This is a genomic window from Bradyrhizobium zhengyangense, assembly GCF_022012555.1.
Taxonomy (GTDB): Bacteria; Pseudomonadota; Alphaproteobacteria; order Rhizobiales; family Xanthobacteraceae; genus Bradyrhizobium; species Bradyrhizobium zhengyangense.
In genome coordinates, this window is the sequence record NZ_JAKLTZ010000003.1 from 332,502 (window position 1) to 353,166 (window position 20,665).

Sequence of the window (20,665 nt, forward strand, 5' to 3'; positions counted from 1 at the left end):
ATGGCAGCCAAGACGAAATTCCGGGGGTCGTTCACCGCCTTGGTCACGCCGTTCAAAAACGGCTCGCTGGACGAGGCGGCGTTTCGCTCCCTGGTCAACTGGCAGATTTCGGAAGGCACCAACGGCCTGGTTCCGGTCGGCACGACCGGCGAGAGCCCGACGCTCAGCCATGACGAGCACAAGAAGGTCGTCGAATGGTGCATCGAGGAGGCCAAGGGCCGGGTGCCCGTGATTGCCGGCGCGGGCTCCAATTCGACCAAGGAAGCGGTCGAGCTGGCCCAGCACGCCGAGAAGGCGGGCGCCAATGCCGTGCTGGTGGTGACGCCTTATTACAACAAGCCGACCCAGGAAGGCATGTACCAGCACTTCAAGGCGATCAACGATGCGATCGGCATTCCGATCATCATCTACAACATCCCACCGCGTTCGGTGATCGACATGTCGGTCGACACGATGAAGCGGCTTTGGGAGCTGAAGAACATCGCCGGCGTCAAGGACGCGACCGCCAGCATGGTGCGCGTGTCGCAGCAGCGCGCAGCGATGGGCGAGGACTTCAACCAGCTCTCGGGCGAGGATGCCACCATCATCGGCTACATGGCGCATGGCGGTCACGGCTGCATCTCGGTGACGTCGAACGTCGCACCGCGCCTGTGCGCCGAGTTCCACGCCGCTTGGGCGAAGGGCGACACCAAGGCGGCGCTTGCGATCCACGACAAGCTGATGCCGCTGCACAACAACCTGTTCATCGAGAGCAATCCGGCCCCCATCAAGTATGCGATGTCGCTGCTCGGCAAGTTTGACGAGACGCTGCGCCTGCCGATGGTCCCGGTATCCGAGTCGACCCGTGCCGCGGTGCGCAGCGCGATGGTGCACGCTGGCCTGATCAACTGATTTAGCCAACCTGGGGAGTCGTTCATGAGCGTCGACGAGAAGGGCAGGAAGATGCTCACGGAGTTCCGTGAGTTCGCCATGAAAGGCAACGTCGTCGATCTTGCCGTCGGCGTCATCATCGGCGCGGCCTTCGGCGCCATCGTCACTTCGCTGGTCGGTGACATCATCATGCCGATCATCGGCGCCGCGACCGGCGGCCTCGACTTTTCGAACTACTACGCCCCCTTGTCGAAGGCGGTGACCGCCACCAACTTAGCGGATGCGAAAAAGCAAGGTGCCGTGCTCGCTTACGGCAACTTCCTGACGCTGACGATCAACTTCATCATCATCGCCTTTGTGCTGTTCCTGGTCATTCGCGCCATGAATACGTTGAAGCGCAAGGAAGAGACCAAGTCCGCGGAGCCGCCGAAGCCGTCGGCGGAGGTCGTTCTGCTCACCGAGATCCGCGATCTCCTCAAGAAGTGACGCGCGCGCTTCATCCAATCTGTTAGCGTCGCTGCCGATCTCGCTCAGGTTTGACTTCCATGGCCGATAAGAACGAACGTCCAATCAAGGTCATGGCGGAGAATCGCAAGGCCCGCTTCAACTACGCCATCGAGGATACGATCGAGGCGGGCATTGCGCTGACCGGCACCGAGGTGAAGTCGATCCGCAACGGCAAGAGCACGATCGCGGAATCCTACGCCGACTCTAAGGACGGCGAGATCTGGCTGATCAACGCCACCATTCCGGAATATCTGCAGGGCAATCGCTTCAACCACGAGCCCAAACGGCCGCGAAAGCTGCTGCTGCACCGCAAGCAGATCAACAAGCTGATGGGTGCCGTGGACCGCGAGGGCATGACGCTGATCCCGCTCAAGCTCTATTTCAACGAGCGTGGACGGGCCAAGCTTCAGCTCGCGGTTGCCAAGGGCAAGAAGCTGCATGACAAGCGCGAGAGCGAGAAGAAGCGCGACTGGAGCCGTGAAAAGGGCCGGCTGATGCGGGCAAGGGGATAGGGCGGATGACTCAGAAGAACCTGCTCGAGGTGGATTGGAGCCAGATTCCAGCCCCCACTGACGATGGCGGTGCCGCGCATCTGAAGGGGCTGATGGTGCCCGCGATCAGTCTGCTCGCAACCGATGACACTTCCGTCAATCTGTCGGCGCTCCCGGGTCGCACCGTGGTGTTCGCTTATCCCCGCACCGGCGAGCCCGGCAAGATCTCGTTGGTCGACGACTGGGACATGATCCCGGGTGCGCGCGGTTGCACGCCGCAGACATGCGCGTTTCGCGACCTGTTCGCGGAGTTGAAGGCCACCGGTGCTTCCCACGTTTTCGGCCTCTCGACCCAGAGCAACGCCTACCAGACCGAGATGGCCTCGCGGCTGCATCTGCCGTTCCCGGTGCTCTCCGATGAGAAGCTGGCGTTCACGCGCGCGCTCAATCTGCCGACCATGGAGGTCGCGGGCCTGACGCTCATCAAGCGTCTCGCGCTGATCATCGATGACGCCAGGATCACCCACGTGTTCTACCCGGTGTTCCCGCCGGACCGGAACGCTGGCGACGTGCTGGACTGGCTGAAGGCCAACCCCGTCAAAGCCTAAGCCGCGATGAGATTTGGTTGAATCGTCATCGCGCTTTAGCTCTTTGTTTGAGCATGACCTTTTCGGAAAACCGCGTCACACTTTTCCGGATCATGCTCTAGTCGAGATCGGCCTTCACCTTCGCAAACACGCTACGAAACATATCCGGCGTCAGCACGCCGGTGTTCGTGTTGTAGCGGGAGCAGTGATAGCTGTCGTAGAGCTTGAACGGCCCGGCCTGGTGCACGGCGCCGTGGCCGAAGGGGGCTTGGGACGCCTTCAGCTTCAGGGGCTTGAGCACGCTGTCGTGCGCAATCCGCCCAAGGGCGATGATCGCGCGCAGCTTCGGCATCGTTTCGAGATTCGCGATGAGAAATTGGCGGCAGGTGTTGATCTCGGCCGGCAGCGGCTTGTTCTGCGGCGGAACGCAATGCACGGCATTGGCGATTCGGCAGTCGACCAGTTTCAGGCCGTCATCCGGACGCGCCTGGTAGCTACCCCTGGCGAAGCCGTATTCCAGCAGCGTGGCGTAGAGCAGGTCGCCGGCATAGTCGCCGGTGAACGGGCGCCCGGTGCGGTTGGCGCCCTGCATTCCCGGCGCGAGACCGACGATCAGGAGGCGGGCCTCGATGTCGCCGAAAGGCGGGACCGGTGCATTGTGCCACAATGGCTCGCGCGCGCGGTTCGCCTCACGAAAGGCGACCAGGCGCGGACAAAGCGGACAGTCACGGTCAGGGACGAGGGTGGGGGCCTGGCGGCTCGACCGGGCCGCCTCACTCCTCGAAGTCGTCATCGCCCCTCGGCGCCATCGTGGTTGCGCGCTGGAGGAATTGCGGGGCGTGATGGCGTCCCTCACCACGCTCGCCGCGGTCGCGCGGGGCGGGGCGCTCTGACGGGTCGCGGCCAAGCTTGGACTGCAACTCGACGAGGTCGGTGAAGACGTCGGCTTGGCGGCGCAGCTCGTCGGCGATCATCGGCGGCTGGCTGGCGATGGTGGAGATCACGGTGACCCGCACGCCGCGGCGCTGCACGGCCTCAACCAGCGAGCGGAAGTCGCCGTCGCCGGAGAACAGCACCATCTGGTCGATGTGCTCGGCGAGCTCCATGGCATCAACCGCGAGCTCGATGTCCATGTTGCCCTTGACCTTGCGGCGGCCGGAGGCGTCGATGAACTCCTTGGTCGCCTTGGTGACGACGGTGTAGCCGTTGTAATCAAGCCAGTCGATCAGCGGGCGGATCGAGGAATACTCCTGATCTTCTATGATCGCTGTGTAGTAGAACGCCCGCAGCAGCGTCCCGCGGCTCTGAAATTCCTTCAGAAGGCGCTTGTAGTCGATGTCGAAGCCGAGAGTTTTCGCCGTCGCGTAAAGATTGGCCCCGTCGATGAAGAGCGCGATCTTGTTGGTAGGGGAAGGTGACATTCAGTTTGCTCGCGTAGTGTGTTCGTGATTGATCGTTTTATTGTTGGCGCAGCGGCAGCATGCCGCGCAGTTCAAAATGCTGCCGAAACCCGTCGAAACCGCAAATCCGGAGAAGTCGGGGCAATCAAGGTATAGTTATGGCGGCCCTGCTTACCCCCGGCGCCGCCCTCAAGGCAGCCCGGGAAACCACCCATCCCAGCCCCAATGTGGGGGTAGCAGAGCCGTTTGGCGAGGCCAAATCACAAATTGGCCTTGCGAAAACGGCCCGGTCCCTATAACTAGCCCGGATCATCCACATATTTCGTCCCACCCACAACGGAGCGACAGTCTATGGCTCGCGTCACCGTAGAAGATTGTATCGACAAGGTCGACAACCGGTTTGACCTGGTCCTGCTGGCCGCCCACCGTGCCCGCATGATTTCGTCCGGTTCACAACTAACGGTTGACCGCGATAACGACAAGAACCCTGTTGTATCTTTGCGCGAAATTGCCGACACGACCATCTCGCCGGAGGACCTCCGCGAGGAGCTGGTGCACTCCCTCCAGAAGTTTGTCGAGGTCGACGAGCCCGAGCCGGACACGGTTCCGCTGATCGGCTCCGCCGGCGCCAGCGTCGATGCGGACGATACCGAAGTCGCCGTGGAGCGCATGACCGAAGAGGAGCTCCTGAAGGGTCTCGAAGGTCTCGCGCCGCCGGAAGAGCAGCCCGAAGAGGACGAGTAATCGTCTTAACTCGCGATCGTCGAATTCTTGTGATCTTATCAAAGGCCCGAACCCGCGTTCGGGCCTTTGCTTTTGTTGGCGTTTTCGTGGTTACCATAGCATTGCCGGTTGACGCCGCGCCTGTCAGTGAATTGATCGGCCGCGGCCGCGATCGGAGCTTAGGATGTATACAACGGGCCGCTTCCTGGTCCGTTTGAAGGCAGGACGGCATGGTGTATCGACGCCGCAGACACACGCAGATGCAGGCCGCAACCGAATCGGTTGCCGTAGCCCCGACTGCGCCGGTGGCACGGCCGGTGAAGCCGCGGGCGCGGATGATGCGCCAATATGACCTCGTCGAGCGCGTGCGGTCCTACAATCCGAATACCAACGAAGACCTGCTGAACCGCGCCTATGTCTACGCCATGAAGGCGCATGGGTCGCAGACCCGCGCCTCCGGTGATCCCTATTTCTCGCACCCGCTCGAAGTGGCGGCGATTCTCACCGATTTGAAGCTCGACGACGCCACCATCGTCGCCGCGCTGCTGCACGACACGATCGAGGACACGGAGGCGACGCGCGCCGAGATCGACCAGATCTTCGGCCCCGAGATCGGCGCGCTGGTCGAGGGCCTGACCAAGCTGAAGCGGCTCGAATTGGTCTCGCGCGAGGCCAAACAGGCCGAGAACCTGCGCAAATTGCTGCTGGCGATCGCCGACGATGTCCGCGTGCTCCTGGTCAAGCTCGCCGACCGCCTGCACAACATGCGCACGCTCGATTTCGTGCCGACGGAATCACGCCGGCGCATTGCCGAGGAGACGCTCGACATCTATGCGCCGCTGGCCGGGCGCATGGGCATGCAGGAGATGCGCGAGGAGCTGGAGGACCTCTCCTTCCGCACCCTCGACCCCGAAGCCTATACGGTCGTGATGCAACGGCTCGATGCGCTCGCCGAGCGCAACCGCAATCTGATCGGCGAGATCGAGGACCAACTCTCCAACAATCTGCGTCACCGCGGCCTGGGGGCGAGGGTCTATGGCCGCCGCAAGAAGCCGTTTTCGATCTGGACCAAGATGGAGCGCAAATCGGTCGGCTTTGAGCAGCTGTCCGACATCTTCGGCTTCCGCGTCGTCGTCAACGACATCGAGGCCTGCTATCGCGCGCTCGGCATCGTCCACACCACCTGGCCGGTCGTGCCGGGGCGGTTCAAGGACTACATCTCGACGCCGAAGCAGAACGATTATCGTTCGATTCACACGACGGTCATCGGCCCCGGCAACCAGCGCGTGGAGCTGCAGATCCGCACCGAGGCGATGGACCAGATCGCCGAGCGCGGCATCGCCGCGCATGTCTTCTACAAGGAAGGCGTGGGCTCGCCGACCGAATTCCTGAAACGTGAGTCCAACGCGTTCGCCTGGCTGCGCCACACAATCGGCATCCTCTCGGAGAGTGCCAATCCGGAAGAGTTCCTCGAGCACACCAAGCTCGAGCTGTTCCACGACCAGGTGTTCTGCTTCACCCCCAAGGGCAAGCTGATCGCGCTGCCGCGCCACGCCAATGTGATCGACTTTGCCTATGCCGTGCACACCGACGTCGGCAACAGCGCGGTCGGGTGCAAGATCAACGGCAAGTTCGCGCCGCTGTCCTCGGAGCTGCAGAACGGCGACGAGGTCGAGGTGCTGACCTCGGAAGCGCAATCAGCCCCACCCTCGGCCTGGGAGACGCTCGCCGTCACCGGCAAGGCGCGCGCCGCGATTCGCCGCGCCACGCGGACCGCTGTGCGCGATCAATATGTCGGCCTCGGCCGGCGTATCGTCGAGCGCCTGTTCGAGCGCGCCAAGATCGAATACGCCGACGACAAGCTCAAGGGCGCGCTGCCGCGGCTGGCGCGCACCTCGATCGAGGACGTCATGGCGGCTGTGGGGCGCGGCGAGATCAAGGCCTCCCATGTCGCGCGCGCGATGTATCCTGACTACAAGGAAGAGCGTGTCGCTCGCTACGGCGTCAAGAAGGGTGCGCTCGCGGCCAAGGTTAAGGAGAAGTCGCCCGAGCCGTCGCGTAGTCCGGTCGCGATCCCGATCGGCGGAAACAATTCCGCCCTGCCGGTGAAGTTCGCGCCGAACGGCGGTGCCGTGCCGGGCGACCGCATCGTGGGCATCGTCACGCCGGGCGAGGGGATCACGATCTATCCGATCCAGTCGCCGGCGCTGAAGGATTTCGAGGAAGAGCCGGAGCGCTGGCTCGACGTCCGCTGGGACATCGAGGACTCCGCGCCGCAGCGCTTCCCGGCGCGGATCAAGGTCGAGAATGTCAACGAGCCCGGCGCGCTGGCGCAGATCGCGACCGTGATCGCCGAGCACGACGGCAATATCGACAATATCAGCATGCATCGCCGCTCACCCGACTTCACGGAGACGACGATCGATCTCGAAGTCTACGATCTCAAGCATTTGAGTGCGATCCTGGCCCAGCTGCGCGCCAAGGCGGTCGTCGCCAAAGTCGAACGTGTTAATGGATAGGCGCCTGTCGTCGTCGCCTGTTGCTCCGATCTCGTGAGTCCTGAAATGCCTGCATCTCCGCTCCGCCTCGGCGTTAATATCGATCACGTCGCGACCGTCCGTAACGCCCGCGGCGGACGTCATCCCGATCCGGTCCGCGCCGCGCTGCTGGCGATCGAGGCCGGCGCCGACGGCATCACGGCGCATTTGCGCGAGGACCGCCGGCACATCCGCGACGAGGACATGGCGCGGCTGAAGGCCGAGATCTCCAAGCCGCTGAACTTCGAGATGGCGGCGACCGACGACATGATGCGGATCTCGCTCGCCACCAAGCCGCATGCGGTGTGCCTGGTGCCGGAGCGGCGCCAGGAGGTGACGACCGAAGGCGGGCTAGATGTGGTTGGCCAGCACAATGCGCTCGCGCCCTACATCGCTCGGCTGAACGATGCCGGCATCCGGGTTTCGCTGTTCATCGCCGCCGATCCCGCGCAGATCGCGATGGCGGCACGGTTGCGCGCGCCTGTGATCGAGATCCACACCGGGGCCTGGTGCGATGCCGTCACCGACGGCCACACCGACAAGGCCGAGGCCGAATGGCAGCGGATCGTGGCGGGCGTGAAACTGGCGAAGGACGCGGGCCTCGAGGTCCATGCTGGGCATGGGCTCGACTACGCGACGGCGGAGAAGATCGCGGCGCTGCCCGAGATCATGGAGCTCAATATCGGCTACTACATGATCGGCGAGGCGCTGTTCGTCGGTCTTGCCGAGACGGTGCGCAAGATGCGCGCGGCGATGGATCGCGGCCGGAGCCGGGCATGATCATCGGCATCGGCTCCGACTTGATTGACATCACCCGCGTGGCCAAGGTGATCGAGCGTCATGGCGAGCGTTTCCTCGATCGCATCTTCACCGCGGCCGAGCGCGCCAAGGCGGAGCGGCGGGCCAAGAACGAGAAGATGGTGATGGCCACCTACGCCAAGCGCTTTGCCGCCAAGGAGGCCTGCTCCAAGGCGCTCGGCACCGGCATCCGGCAGGGTGTCTGGTGGCGTGACATGGGGGTGGTCAATCTGCCCGGAGGGCGGCCGTCCATGCGGCTGACCGGCGGCGCGCTGGCCCGGCTTCAGGCCATGACGCCTGATGGTTTCGAGGCCCAGATCGATCTATCGATCACCGATGACTGGCCGTTGGCGCAGGCGTTCGTGATCATTTCCGCCGTGCCGCTGGCCAAGTCCTGAATGCCCAGCGGTCAATTTATAATTCGTGTTAAAGATCAATGATTTACGAGTTTTTGATGCGATCCTTGATTGCGTGGCCTGCGACAACCGTCTAAAAGTTCGCGGACGCAAATCAGGCTGGGCGAATTCGGCTTTACGCCGGAATTGGCCCTCACTATCAGAATCAGGACAATCTCCTTGGGCCGCGAACCGGTGGGCCGTTCGCGGGGGGAGGGCGTTCTGTGATCGCCGGCCGGAATTGAGAGAGCAATGAGCGTGACTTCAGGAACCAAAACTGAGAGCGGCGTCGGCGAAACGATCCGTGTCGTGATCCATGCTCTCCTGATCGCGCTGGTAATCCGCACCTTCCTGTTTCAGCCGTTCAACATCCCCTCCGGCTCAATGAAGGCAACGCTGCTGGTCGGCGACTATCTGTTCGTCTCGAAATATTCCTACGGCTACAGCCACTATTCGATCCCGTTCTCGCCGCCGCTGTTCTCGGGGCGGATCTGGGGCTCGGATCCGCACCGCGGCGACATCGTCGTGTTCCGCTTGCCGAAGGACGACACCACCGACTACATCAAGCGGGTGATCGGCCTGCCCGGCGACCACATCCAGATGAAGGACGGTCTGCTCTACATCAACGACACCCCGGTCGAGCGCCAGCGTATGAGCGAATTTGTCGGCGAGGATCCCTGCGGCTCCGAGGGCGGCGGCATCTCGCGGGTGAAGCGCTGGAAGGAAACGCTGCCGAACGGCGTCTCCTACGAGACGCTCGATTGCGCCGACAACGGCTATATGGACAACACCAATGTCTATACCGTGCCGCCCGGCCATTTCTTCATGATGGGTGACAACCGTGACAACTCCACCGACAGCCGCTTCCTCGGCCAGGTCGGCTATGTGCCGGCTGAAAATCTGATCGGCCGCGCCCAGATGATCTTCTTCTCCATCGGCGAAGGCGAGCATGCCTGGATGTTCTGGCGCTGGCCGTGGTCGGTGCGCTGGAATCGCTTCTTCAAAATCGTCCGATGAAAGACGAAGCCAAGGACATCGCGACCCAATCGATCGAGGCGCAAGCCGCTCCTGAGAGCGAAGCTGCAACCAAGGCGCTTGCGAGCAAGACTCTCGAGAGTAAGGCGTCCGAAAGCAAGACGCCTGCGAAGAAGAAGCGGACGCGGAGCAGCAAGACCAAGGATAAGGCCAAAGCGGCGGCCGATGCGAACGCGGCGCTCGAGGCCCGCATCGGCCACCATTTCTCGGACCCGAACCTGCTGATGCAGGCGATCACGCATGTCTCGGCGCTGAAGTCCGGGCGCAAGCGCGGTGACAGCTATCAGCGGCTGGAGTTCCTCGGCGACCACGTGCTTGGGCTCGTCGTCTCCGACATGCTCTATCATGCCTTCCCGAATGCCGATGAGGGCGAGTTGTCCAAGCGGCTTGCCGAGCTCGTGCGCAAGGAAAGCTGCGCCGACGTCGCCAAGTCGCTCGGTCTGCTCGACGACATCAAGCTCGGCTCGGTCGGCTCCAGCGCCGATGCCCGCCTGCGCAAGTCGATCCTCGGCGACATCTGCGAGGCCGTGATCGGCGCGATCTTCCTCGACGGCGGCCATGCGGCGGCGGACGAGTTCGTCAAGCGCAACTGGACCGAGCGCATGCACAAGCCGCGGCGTCCCTTGCGCGATCCCAAGACCGTGCTCCAGGAGTGGGCGCAAGGGAAGGGGCTGCCGACGCCTGTCTATCGCGAGGTCGAGCGCACCGGTCCGCATCACGATCCGCAGTTCCGCGTCGCCGTCGATCTGCCGGGGCTGGCGCCGGCCGAAGGGATCGGCGGCAGCAAGCGCGCGGCGGAAAAGGTGGCAGCTTCAGTCATGATCGAACGTGAAGGCGTTGGCGGCGGCAATGACGGTTGAAACAAGCGGCGAGGTGCCCCCTGCGACGCGCTGCGGTTTCGTCGCCCTGATCGGCGCGCCCAATGTCGGCAAGTCCACCCTGGTCAATGCGCTGGTCGGAGCCAAGGTCACGATCGTCTCGCGCAAGGTGCAGACCACGCGTGCGCTGATCCGCGGCATCGTGATCGAGAACAACGCGCAGATCATCCTGGTCGACACGCCCGGTATCTTCCTGCCCAAGCGAAGGCTCGACCGCGCCATGGTCTCGACCGCCTGGAGCGGAGCGCATGACGCCGACCTCGTCTGCGTGCTGCTCGATGCGAAGACCGGTATTGACGAGGAGGCCGAGGCGATCCTCGCCAAGGCTGCCAGCGTCAATCACGACAAGATTCTGGTCATCAACAAGATCGATCTGGTCCAGCGCGAGAAACTCTTGGCGCTGGCGCAGGCCGCCAACGAGCGCATGAAGTTCGTCAAGACCTTCATGATCGCGGCGATCTCGGGCGACGGTGTCGACGACATCCGCACTACGCTTGCCGAGATGGTGCCGCCGGGGCCATACCTCTATCCCGAAGACCAGATGTCGGACGCGCCGATGCGGCAATTGGCGGCCGAGATCACGCGCGAAAAGATCTATCAGAAGCTGCATCAGGAATTGCCCTACCAGTCGACGGTCGAGACCGACAAATGGGAGGAGCGCAAGGACAAGTCGGTGCGCATCGAGCAGACGATCTTCGTGGAGCGCGAAAGCCAGCGCAAGATCGTGCTAGGCAAGGGCGGCGCCACCATCAAGTCGATCGGTGCGGACTCGCGCAAGGAACTGATGCAGATCCTGGACGTGCCAGTGCATCTGTTCCTGTTCGTCAAGGTGCGCGAGAACTGGGGTGACGACCCCGATCGCTACCGCGAGATGGGCCTGGAATTCCCCAAAGAATAAGCAAGAACAGATCGGCTACCGATGAGCGTGCCTCGTAACGTCCAGCGCTTCGAAGCGCTGCTCTATGCCTCGCTGATGCTGGACGCCTTGTCGGTGGCGGTGCAGGACCGCACGCCCTCCATCGAGATGACCGAGCAGATGATCATGACGGCGACGCTGCTCGCTGGCGGGATGATCCTGCTATTGGTCTATTTCGTCTGGCTGGCTGCGCATTGGCGCAAGAACTGGCCGCGCTGGGTGCTGGCGGCGGCGCTGGTGCTGTCGGTGATCTCGCTCGGCCAGATCCTCGGCGAGCGCGGCCTCGAACTCGACAGCGCCATCGAGATCGTGTCCTGCGTGCTGACGGCGTTCGGGCTGTACTTCTCCTTCACCGGCGATGCCCGGGGCTGGTTCAACGCCTAGATCCATCGCGAAAATGCGTGGGCACGCTTCGCTTTGCCCACCCTACGACAGCTCGAAATGCGGTAAGCTTTCCTCCATGGAGTGGACCGACGAAGGCATCGTGCTGGGCGTGCGGCGGCATGGCGAGAGCAGCGCCATCGTCGAACTGTTGACGCGCCAGCACGGCCGGCATCTTGGCCTGGTGCGTGGCGGGGCCAGCTCGCGGCTGCGGCCGCTCTTGCAGCCCGGCAACAGCGTCAGCGCGGTGTGGCGGGCGCGGCTCGACGAGCATCTCGGCACCTATGCGATCGAGGGATTGAAGCTGCGCGCGGCCACGCTGCTGGGATCGTCCCACGGGGTCTACGGCGTCACCCATCTGGCCTCGATTGCGCGGCTGCTGCCCGAGCGCGATCCGCACGAGGACATCTTTGGGCTGCTCGAACATTCGCTCGACGATTTCGACGACATCGGCAGCGCGGCCGTGCATCTCATCCATTTCGAGCTGGCCATGCTCTCCGAGCTCGGCTTTGGGCTGGCACTCGAAAACTGCGCGGTGACCGGGGAGACCACGGATCTGATCTATGTTTCGCCGAAATCGGGCGGCGCGGTCTCGCGCGGCGCGGGCGAGCCGTGGCGCGACCGGCTGCTTCGGCTGCCGCCGTTCCTGCGCCATGGCGAAGCTGCGCACGACCTTACCGACGAGGATCTCCAGGACGGCTTTCGGCTGACCGGTCTGTTCCTGCTGCGCCATGTGCTGGAGCCGCGCGGGCAGGGTCATTCCGACGCGCGGGCCGGCTTCATTAACGCCCTGACCCGGCAGCAGGCCAAGGCGGCGCTTCCCGCGCCATAAATGGGTGCGCTCCCAGCGCCATGAACCGACCGCTTGTCTGCCTTGCCGCAGAACATGGTGTTGCTCCGGAACGAAACCGGGGTGTTTGAGTTGGCCCCGCAGGTTCCACAACGGGGACAAGCCAAATGTTGATCAGGGGATTCGCGCTGACCGCAGCGCTGCTCGCGATTGCGCCCGATGCCATGGCCGGCGAGCCGCAACCGGGAGTATTTCGGCGGGCCTCCTGCACCGTTGTCCGGTACTATGTGGCGAAATATTCCGCTGCGGCGGCAGAGACATGGGCGCGGTCCCATGGTGCAACCGATGCCGAGATCGAGACGGCTCGCCGCTGTGTCGCCAACATGCCGGCGACGCCTCCGGCCAAGGTCCAGCCGACCGTGACGGCAGGCTGGGCGGGGCAGTAGAAGCCCACAGGGAACCACTCCATCCTTGCCCGATTCGTTTCCACGGTTTAACCGGGCGGCATGGGAAAACGAATCGTTCCGCCGGAAGAACCGGCCGAAATTCATGAGGTCCGGCTGCAGGAAGCGTTGGAAGAGCGCTATCTTGCGTATGCGCTCTCCACCATCATGCATCGCGCGCTGCCCGACGCGCGCGACGGCCTGAAGCCTGTCCACCGGCGCATCCTTTACGGCATGCGCCTGCTCAGGTTGGACCCGGGCACACCGTTCAAAAAATCCGCCAAGATCGTCGGCGACGTGATGGGCTCGTTCCATCCGCATGGCGACCAGGCCATCTACGACGCCATGGTGCGTCTGGCGCAGGACTTCTCCTCGCGCTACCCGCTGGTCGACGGCCAGGGCAATTTCGGCAATATCGACGGCGATAATCCCGCCGCCTACCGCTACACCGAAGCGCGCATGACCGACGTCGCGCGGCTTCTGCTCGAGGGCATCGACGAGGACGGCGTCGAGTTCCGTCCCAACTATGATGGCCAGTCCAAGGAGCCGGTGGTGCTGCCCGGCGGCTTCCCGAACCTGCTCGCCAACGGCGCGCAGGGTATCGCGGTCGGCATGGCGACCTCGATCCCGCCGCACAATGCTGCCGAACTCTGCGACGCCGCGCTGCATCTGATCGAGAAGCCCGACGCGAAGTCCAAGGCGCTGATGAAATGGGTCAAGGGGCCCGATTTTCCGACCGGCGGCATCTGCGTCGATTCCAAGCAGGCCATCGCTGAAGCCTACACCACGGGTCGAGGCTCCTTCCGCGTTCGCGCCCGTTGGGAACAGGAGGAGGGCAATCGCGGCACCTGGGCCGTCGTCGTCACCGAAATCCCCTTCCTGGTGCAGAAGTCGCGCCTGATCGAGAAGGTCGCCGAACTGCTGGACCAGAAGAAGCTGCCGCTGGTCGGCGACATCAGGGACGAGTCGGCCGAAGACGTCCGCATCGTGATCGAGCCGAAATCGAAGAACGTCGATCCGGCGCTGATGATGGAATCGTTGTTCCGGCTGACAGAGCTTGAAAACAAGATTCCGCTGAACCTCAACGTGCTGATCAAGGGCCGCGTCCCTAAAGTGGTGGGGCTCGCGGAGTGCCTGCGCGAATGGCTCGACCATCTGCGCGATGTGCTGATCCGCCGCAGCAATTACCGCAAGGCGCAGATCGAGCACCGCCTGGAAGTCCTCGGCGGCTTCCTGATCGCCTATCTGAATATCGACAAGGTGATCAAGATCATCCGCACCGAGGATGAGCCGAAGCCCGCCTTGATGAAGGAGTTCAAGCTCACCGAGGTGCAGGCCGAAGCCATCCTCAACATGCGCCTGCGCTCCTTGCGCAAGCTCGAGGAAATGGAGATCCGCACCGAGGACAAGAACCTTCGCGCCGAGCTCAAGGGCATCAACGCGGTGCTCGCGTCCGAGCCCGAGCAGTGGAAGAAGGTCAGTGAGCAGGTCGGCAAGGTCCGCGACATGTTCGGGCCGAAGACGCCGCTCGGCAAGCGCCGCACCACTTTTGCCGACGCGCCCGAGCACGATCTCGCCGCGATGGAGGAAGCCCTCGTCGAGCGCGAGCCGGTGACGGTCGTCGTCTCCGACAAGGGCTGGATCCGCACCATGAAGGGTCATGTCGAGGATCTCTCGGGCCTGGCCTTCAAGCAGGACGACAAGCTCGGCTTCGCCTTCTTTGCCGAGACCACGTCGAAGCTCTTGCTGTTCGCCACCAACGGCAAGTTCTATTCGCTCGATGTTGCGAAGCTGCCGGGCGGCCGCGGTCACGGCGAGCCGATCCGCCTGTTCATCGACCTCGAGCAGGAGGCGGCGCCTGTTGCGCTGTTCGTCAACAAGGGCGGTCGCAAATTCCTGGTCGCGAGCCACGAAGGCCAGGGCTTTGTCGTCAACGAGGACGATTGCGTCGGCACCACCAAGAAGGGCAAGCAGGTCCTTAATGTCGATATGCCGAACGAGGCGCGCACGGTCACAGAGGTGATCGGCGACACCGTTGCGGTCATCGGCGAGAACCGCAAGATGCTGATCTTCCCGCTTGACCAGGTGCCGGAGATGGCACGCGGCCGTGGCGTGCGCTTGCAGAAGTACAAGGACGGCGGCCTCTCCGACGTCGCTGTCTTCGAGGCTAAGGCTGGCCTCACCTGGAGGGACTCCGCGGGTCGCGAATTCTCCGCGACCATGAAGGAGCTTGCGGAGTGGCAGGGCACCCGCGCCGACGCCGGCCGCCTGCCGCCCAAGGGCTTCCCCAAGTCGAACAAGTTCGGCAGGGTGATCGGGTAGGCGGGCTCTCATGTTCCTGACGTGCAGCAATGCTCCTGCAATGCTGCAGCGGTCTGCACGGTCTGATACCGTCCGCCTTGCAGGTCTTTGGGAATGTCGAGAAGTAGCGCGATGTACGATGTCATTGTTGTCGGCGGCGGCTCGGCCGGTGCCGCGGTTGCGGCACGGCTCTCCGAGGATCCGTCGCGGCGAGTCCTACTGCTCGAAGCAGGGCTGGACTGGCGCGCTGACGAGGCGCCCTGGGAAGTCAGGACGCCAAACCCGATCCCGATCATTCACAAGCGCGAGTATCAGGAGAAATGGCAGTGGCCCGATCTCTTGACGCGCCGCGTCGCCGGGCAGGAGCCGCGCTTCTACTGGCGCGGCAAGGGGCTCGGCGGCTCCTCGATGATGAATGGCCAGATCGCCATCCGCGGCGTTGCCGATGCCTTCGACGAATGGGCGGCCAATGGCTGCACCGGCTGGTCGGCCAGGGAGGTGATGCCGCTCTTCTCCGTGATCGAGGATGATTTTGAATTTGGCGACGCCGACGGACACGGTCGCGGCGGGCCGCTGCCGGTCTATCGTGCACCGCCCGAGAGATGGGGCCCGATCGATCGCGGCTTGCGCGATGCAGCGCTGGCAAGCGGCTATCCCTGGTGCGCCGATCTCAACGGCACTGACGGTGAGGGCGTCGCCTGCTATCCCATCAACAGCCGCGACAGCCGCCGCATCACCACCAATGAGGGCTATCTGGAGCCCGCGCGCGGCCGCACCAATCTGGAAATCCGCGGCCGGACGCTGGTCGATCGCGTGCTGATCAGCGAGGGAAGGGCGACCGGAGTCCGCGTTCACACCGAGGGGCAGGGCACCAGCGAGATCAGCGCACGCCAAATCGTGCTCTGCGCCGGCGCGATCCACAGCCCGGCGATCCTGCTGCGCTCGGGCATTGGTCCAGCGGACGAGCTGAAGGCGATGGGGATCGCGGTCGAGCGCGATCTGCCGGTCGGCCGCCACTTCTTCGATCACCCGCTGTTTCGCGCCACCATCCAGCTCCACGAAGATCTGCGGCCGACCGATCCGGACACTCGCCACACCAATTGCTGCGTGACCTATTCCTCTGGTCTCGCCCATGGCGGCAAGCGCGACATGATCCTGATCGCGTTCAATCATCGTGGCATCGGCATGCCCGGAGCGATCGGCGCCGGCCTGTTCAATGCGTATTCACGCGGCACCCTCAAGCTTGCCTCGACCGATCCTGATATCGATCCGGTCGTCGAGGAAAACATGCTCGCCGATCCGCGCGACATGCTGCGCATGATGGATGCGGTGAAGCGCCTTGCCGTGATCACCTCCCAGCCGGCACTATCGGGCATCGCCGACTGGATCAGGCTCGCCGACACGGATCTGACATTGCCGCAGGCTGCTCGCCTGCCGGATCACGAGCTTGATGCGCTGCTGCGCCGTGAAACCGGCGATATCCAGCACGCCGCCGGCAGTTGCCGCATGAGCAGCGTCAATGATGCCGACGGTGTCGTCAATCCTGATGGCACGGTAAAGGGCATCTCGGGCCTGCGCATCGCCGATGCCTCGATCATGCCGTCCGACTGCCGCGCCAACACGCACTTCACGACGGTGGTGATTGGGGAGGCAATCGCGCGGATGATGATGCGGTAGTTCGACTGCGGTTGCCTCCGCGTCATTGCGAGCAGGCGGCGAGGCCGTCGTTCTCCAGTTTCATATTCCGAGAACATTGACTTGGATCAAGGCTGCCTGTGGCCAAAGTGCATCAGCATTATGAGGCTTCGAGGAAGCCCCAATGCGCACGTTGGTTTTGACGATTCTGACATTGAGTGTCGCTTTTGCAGCAGGGCATGCTCGGGCCCAGACCTATGATCCGGCGTTTCCCGTTTGCTTGCGGGTCGTTTCTTGGGGAGGCGGCTCTTACTATAAATGCGCCTACCAAACGATGGGCCAATGCCGGGCAGCAGCTAACGGTCAGTCGTGCAGCCTCAACCCATATTATGCTGGCGCGAAGGCCGGGGTGAGACGGAATGATCCGCGATCAAGCGCTCGCGCGCCTGCTGAGATCAGGCCGCACGCGCTACCTGAGCCACGGCCCCGCGCCCGGACCGGACCGTGCAATCATGGCGTCGAGGCATATTACGGGGCTTGCCAAGGTTACGCGCCCGGCGAGAAAGAACGCTTTATCGAGAGTACAAGGCGTTTCATGTAACGCTACGGGTGACGGCCGGATCGCGTTCCGCTTTAGCGGCCGAACCGGACGCGACGAACACGCTTAGATCACCCCCGCCATCCGCAACGCCACGCCGGCGGCGCAACTGCCGGCGAGCACCGTCAGCATCCCCAGCTTGAAGCGGAAGATCGCGGTCGCGGCCGCGATCGACAGCACGAGCGCGGGAAGGTCGACGCTCTTCAGGACAGGCATATCGAAATCCAGCGGGAAGGCGTGCACCGGCACGGTCTCGCGGAATAGCGTGTGCAGCGCGAACCAGATCGAGAGGTTGAGGATCACGCCGACCACGGCGGCGGTGATCGCACTCAGCGCGCCTGCAAGGCCCGTATTGCCCCGCAGTCGCTCGATGTAGGGAGCACCGACGAAGATCCAGAGGAAGCAGGGCGTGAACGTGACCCAGGTGGCGAGCAGCCCGCCGAGTGTTGCCGCCAGCATCGGCGACATCGAGCCCGGATCGCGATACGCCGCCATGAAGCCCACGAACTGGAGCACCATGATGAGCGGGCCCGGTGTGGTCTCGGCCATGCCGAGGCCGTCGAGCATCTCGTGCGGCTTCAGCCAGTGATAATGCTCAACGGCCTGCTGGGCGACGTAGGCCAGCACGGCATAGGCGCCGCCGAAGGTGACCAGCGCCATCTTGGAGAAGAACAAGGCGATCTGGCTGAATACGCTTGCCTGGCCGAGCGCCAGGAGCAGTCCGATCACCGGGACAAGCCACAGGGACAGCCAGAGCGCAGCGGTGCGGATCGCACGCGCGGTGTCGGGACGCACATGTGCGGGCACGGCTTCGCCAAGCATGCTGTCGATGACCGCGCCGTTGCCGCCATGGCCGTGAGCAGACGGCGCGAACTCGGTGCGGCCGGCGCGGGCGCCGGCATAGCCGATGAGGCCGGCGGCGATGATGATGACCGGGAAGGGGACCGCGAAGAAGAAGATCGCGACGAAGGCGATCGCGGCCAGCGCGATCATGACGCGATTCTTCAGCGCGCGCTTGCCGACGCGGAACACGGCTTCGACGACGATGGCGAGCACGGCAGCCTTCAGGCCGAAGAACAGCGCCTCGACGAAGCTGACATTGCCGTAAGCCGCGTAGATATAGCTCAGGCCCATGATGGCGATGATGCCGGGCAGGATGAACAGCCCGCCCGCCATCAGCCCGCCCGCGGTGCGATGCATCAGCCAGCCGATATAGGTGGCGAGCTGTTGCGCCTCGGGTCCCGGCAGCAGCATGCAGTAGTTCAGCGCGTGCAGGAAGCGGCCTTCGGATATCCACTTCTTCTCCTCGACCAGGATGCGGTGCATCACCGCGATCTGGCCCGCAGGGCCGCCGAAGCTCAGGGACGCGACGCGGAGCCAGACGCGAAAGGCTTCGCCGAAGCTGATGCCGTGACCGGCATCAGCTCCTGCTTGAACATTGCGCGTATCCATTTACGCCTTCACCTTATTGGTCGGCCAGTTGTGGGTCTCGGCCGTGGCGTCGCGGCACCAGCGATAGAAGGCGTCGTAGAGCAGCATGCCGGCCTCGAGCTGCTCGAGGTCGTCATCGTACATGCGTGACAGCCCGAGCGAGGCCGCGAGCAGGCCTGGTGCTTCCGGCGCCAGGTCCGGCCGTGCCGTGTCGGCGCCGCGCACCAAAGTGGCGAGCCGCAGCAGCGCCGGCGTGGCAACGCCGAACTCCTCGATCATCACGTCGAAGGTGCAGAGCTCGCCACGGTGGCTCCAGAACACGTTCTCGATGTCGAAGGGCGCAGCTTTGAAGCGCTCGCCCACGGCGACCACCTCGGACGGCGCGACAAACAAGAACACCGCATTCGGATCGACGAAGCGGCGGATCAGCCAAGGGCAGGCGATGCGGTCGACCTTCGGCCGCGCACGCGTGACCCAGACGGTGCGCCCCTTGGCGTCGCGCGGCGGCAGCTTCCGCGTGTCGAGCAGCGGCAGATTTGCTGCTTTCCAGCCTTCGAAGCCGCCCTCGAGCGTTTCCGCCTCGGCGCCGAACTGGCGCAACCAGGCCGCCGTGCCTTGCGCGAGCTTTGCTCCGCGGAGGCAGGAGACGATGGCCCGGCGGCCGGCAAATTCGCCGCCCCATTCGGCAACCGTCTCGTGGCTGAGTCTCATCGAGCCGGGGATTAGCCGCCGGTCGGCGGCAAAATCGTCCTCGGTGCGGACGTCGATCAGGACAGGAGCATTGGCCGTGCCGATCAGGCGGGCCATTTTATCGGATGATATGGTCGTGAACGTAGGCATGGTGTTGCGTCCTCGCAAAAACCGAACGGGACGCGATACTTGGGCATGTCGCCTCGTGGGGAGATCGCTCAAATCCCCATGGCGCTGATTACAGCGAAACCGCGCCACGCTGTCAATCGCCTGATACCATGGCATTGTGCGCAAGAATGACACGTGGCTCGGGCCTAGAGTGCGTGGGAGCGGAATTCTGCGGCCGGATCGGGGTTGATCCTCGGTCGCGGCAAGAAGGCGCTGCCAGGAGGGACCAAGGATGACACACAAGTTCAAGCTCGCTCTCGCCATCGCGGCACTCGCGCTGTCCGCCCAGGCTGCGCTGGCGCAGAAACCGGGTGTCGAGAAACTTTACGTCATGAATTGCGGGGAGGGCGTCGCCGGCGACATCGGGCGCTGGTCGCCCGGGGTGAACGAAGGCAAGTCGATGGACTTCGTCGACACCTGCTATCTCATCAAGCACGCGAAGGACTGGTTCCTGTGGGACACCGGCATTCCCGACGCGGTCGCCGCGATGCCGAACGGGCTTGCGCCCGCCGATCCGAAGGCCGTCACTTGGCGGCGCCCGAAGACGCTCGCTTCCCAGCTCGAGCAGATCGGCGTCAAGCCCGCCGACATCAAGGCGATGGGCGTCTCGCACACACATCCCGATCATACCGGCAATGTCGAGATGTTCCCGCAGGCGACGCTCTACGTGCAGAAGGCCGAATATGATTGGCCTGGCGCCAACAACGAGCCACGCTTCAGGCCCTCGCATCCGGTCGAGCTGCTCTCCGGCGACAAGGACGTGTTCGGTGACGGCAGCATCACCATCCTCTCGACGCCCGGCCACACGCCGGGGCACCAGTCGCTGATGGTGAGACTGCCGAAGACCGGCGTGGTGGTGCTCTCAGGCGATGCTGTTCATTTCAAGGACAATTGGGACAACCGCCGCGTTCCCAGCATGAACGCCAACAAGGAGCTGACCACAGCCTCGATGCAGAAGATCGCCGACACGCTCGACAAGGAAAAGGCGCAGCTCTGGATCAACCACGACAAGGTCCAGCGCGACGGCCAAAAGATGTCGCCGGAGTTTTACGAGTAGGTTCCGCCGGCATCCCTGTTGCCATAAAGGTGGC

Annotated in this window: 22 protein-coding genes; 18 read left to right on the forward strand and 4 right to left on the reverse strand. The window is 63.8% G+C overall.

The annotated features are described in order from the left end of the window. The 4 genes from dapA to L6639_RS12165 are packed head-to-tail and all read left to right on the forward strand — an operon-like array spanning position 1 to position 2,476. Positions 1 to 891, forward strand: coding sequence for a 4-hydroxy-tetrahydrodipicolinate synthase (gene dapA, locus L6639_RS12150; RefSeq protein WP_237861676.1), 891 nt, complete (start codon positions 1 to 3; stop codon positions 889 to 891). A 51-nt stretch (positions 892 to 942) separates the two neighbouring features. After that, on the forward strand, positions 943 to 1,356 hold the full coding sequence (gene mscL / locus L6639_RS12155; protein WP_237862558.1) for a large conductance mechanosensitive channel protein MscL: 414 nt from the start codon (positions 943 to 945) through the stop codon (positions 1,354 to 1,356). 59 nt (positions 1,357 to 1,415) lie between these two features. After that, positions 1,416 to 1,889, forward strand: a complete 474-nt coding sequence (gene smpB, locus L6639_RS12160; RefSeq protein WP_237861677.1) for an SsrA-binding protein SmpB — start codon at positions 1,416 to 1,418, stop codon at positions 1,887 to 1,889. Positions 1,890 to 1,894: 5 nt separating this feature from the next. Then, complete coding sequence (locus tag L6639_RS12165; protein ID WP_237861679.1) at positions 1,895 to 2,476, forward strand: peroxiredoxin; 582 nt, start codon at positions 1,895 to 1,897, stop codon at positions 2,474 to 2,476. 97 nt (positions 2,477 to 2,573) lie between these two features. Here the strand turns inward: L6639_RS12165 and L6639_RS12170 are convergent, their stop codons facing one another. After that, positions 2,574 to 3,248, reverse strand: coding sequence for a uracil-DNA glycosylase (locus L6639_RS12170; RefSeq protein ID WP_237861681.1), 675 nt, complete (start codon positions 3,246 to 3,248; stop codon positions 2,574 to 2,576). Next, a complete protein-coding gene (locus L6639_RS12175) occupies positions 3,229 to 3,876 on the reverse strand; it encodes a LabA-like NYN domain-containing protein (RefSeq protein WP_008133019.1) in 648 nt (215 codons plus the stop codon). Before L6639_RS12175 ends, L6639_RS12170 begins: the two co-directional genes overlap by 20 nt. Positions 3,877 to 4,206: 330 nt before the next feature. On the opposite strand from L6639_RS12175, the gene rpoZ reads away from it, so the two are divergent. The 13 genes from rpoZ to L6639_RS43280 all read left to right on the forward strand — a co-directional run bounded on the left by rpoZ (position 4,207) and on the right by L6639_RS43280 (position 17,288). After that, entirely contained in the window at positions 4,207 to 4,599 is a 393-nt protein-coding gene (gene rpoZ, locus L6639_RS12180; RefSeq protein WP_008133017.1) for a DNA-directed RNA polymerase subunit omega, read from the forward strand. Between the two features lie 209 nt (positions 4,600 to 4,808). Further along, entirely contained in the window at positions 4,809 to 7,097 is a 2,289-nt protein-coding gene (locus L6639_RS12185; protein ID WP_237861683.1) for a RelA/SpoT family protein, read from the forward strand. Positions 7,098 to 7,142: 45 nt separating this feature from the next. Further along, positions 7,143 to 7,895 (forward strand): pyridoxine 5'-phosphate synthase, encoded by a 753-nt coding sequence (locus L6639_RS12190; RefSeq protein ID WP_237861684.1) that lies wholly within the window; start codon positions 7,143 to 7,145, stop codon positions 7,893 to 7,895. Continuing rightward, positions 7,892 to 8,311, forward strand: coding sequence for a holo-ACP synthase (acpS, locus tag L6639_RS12195; protein ID WP_237861686.1), 420 nt, complete (start codon positions 7,892 to 7,894; stop codon positions 8,309 to 8,311). The genes L6639_RS12190 and acpS overlap by 4 nt, the downstream gene beginning before the upstream one ends. Positions 8,312 to 8,560: 249 nt before the next feature. Further along, on the forward strand, positions 8,561 to 9,325 hold the full coding sequence (lepB, locus tag L6639_RS12200; RefSeq protein ID WP_237861688.1) for a signal peptidase I: 765 nt from the start codon (positions 8,561 to 8,563) through the stop codon (positions 9,323 to 9,325). Continuing rightward, complete coding sequence (gene rnc / locus L6639_RS12205) at positions 9,322 to 10,203, forward strand: ribonuclease III (RefSeq protein ID WP_237861690.1); 882 nt, start codon at positions 9,322 to 9,324, stop codon at positions 10,201 to 10,203. Before lepB ends, rnc begins: the two co-directional genes overlap by 4 nt. Beyond that, positions 10,193 to 11,119, forward strand: a complete 927-nt coding sequence (era, locus tag L6639_RS12210) for a GTPase Era (RefSeq protein ID WP_237861692.1) — start codon at positions 10,193 to 10,195, stop codon at positions 11,117 to 11,119. Before rnc ends, era begins: the two co-directional genes overlap by 11 nt. A gap of 21 nt (positions 11,120 to 11,140) precedes the next feature. Then, positions 11,141 to 11,521: a hypothetical protein gene (locus L6639_RS12215; RefSeq protein ID WP_237861694.1), complete on the forward strand. Its 381-nt coding sequence runs from the start codon at positions 11,141 to 11,143 to the stop codon at positions 11,519 to 11,521. 76 nt (positions 11,522 to 11,597) lie between these two features. Beyond that, positions 11,598 to 12,350, forward strand: coding sequence for a DNA repair protein RecO (recO, locus tag L6639_RS12220; protein WP_237861696.1), 753 nt, complete (start codon positions 11,598 to 11,600; stop codon positions 12,348 to 12,350). A 125-nt stretch (positions 12,351 to 12,475) separates the two neighbouring features. Next, the gene (locus L6639_RS12225) at positions 12,476 to 12,754 is read left to right on the forward strand and encodes a hypothetical protein (protein WP_237861698.1); all 279 of its coding nucleotides are present in this window, start codon (positions 12,476 to 12,478) and stop codon (positions 12,752 to 12,754) included. Positions 12,755 to 12,814: 60 nt separating this feature from the next. After that, positions 12,815 to 15,073 carry a DNA topoisomerase IV subunit A gene (parC, locus tag L6639_RS12230; RefSeq protein ID WP_237861700.1) on the forward strand — a complete coding sequence of 753 codons (2,259 nt, stop codon included), beginning with the start codon at positions 12,815 to 12,817 and terminating at the stop codon, positions 15,071 to 15,073. A 111-nt stretch (positions 15,074 to 15,184) separates the two neighbouring features. Next, entirely contained in the window at positions 15,185 to 16,729 is a 1,545-nt protein-coding gene (locus L6639_RS12235; protein ID WP_237861702.1) for a GMC family oxidoreductase, read from the forward strand. A gap of 142 nt (positions 16,730 to 16,871) precedes the next feature. Beyond that, positions 16,872 to 17,288, forward strand: coding sequence for a DUF3551 domain-containing protein (locus tag L6639_RS43280; protein ID WP_338076534.1), 417 nt, complete (start codon positions 16,872 to 16,874; stop codon positions 17,286 to 17,288). A 63-nt stretch (positions 17,289 to 17,351) separates the two neighbouring features. Here L6639_RS43280 and chrA read toward each other — a convergent pair whose 3' ends face one another. Beyond that, on the reverse strand, positions 17,352 to 18,737 hold the full coding sequence (chrA, locus tag L6639_RS12245; protein WP_237861704.1) for a chromate efflux transporter: 1,386 nt from the start codon (positions 18,735 to 18,737) through the stop codon (positions 17,352 to 17,354). Then, positions 18,738 to 19,556, reverse strand: a complete 819-nt coding sequence (locus L6639_RS12250; protein WP_237861705.1) for a chromate resistance protein ChrB domain-containing protein — start codon at positions 19,554 to 19,556, stop codon at positions 18,738 to 18,740. Positions 19,557 to 19,806: 250 nt separating this feature from the next. Here L6639_RS12250 and L6639_RS12255 point away from each other — a divergent pair, with 250 nt between their 5' ends. After that, positions 19,807 to 20,631: an N-acyl homoserine lactonase family protein gene (locus tag L6639_RS12255; RefSeq protein WP_237861707.1), complete on the forward strand. Its 825-nt coding sequence runs from the start codon at positions 19,807 to 19,809 to the stop codon at positions 20,629 to 20,631. Positions 20,632 to 20,665 lie beyond the last annotated feature (34 nt).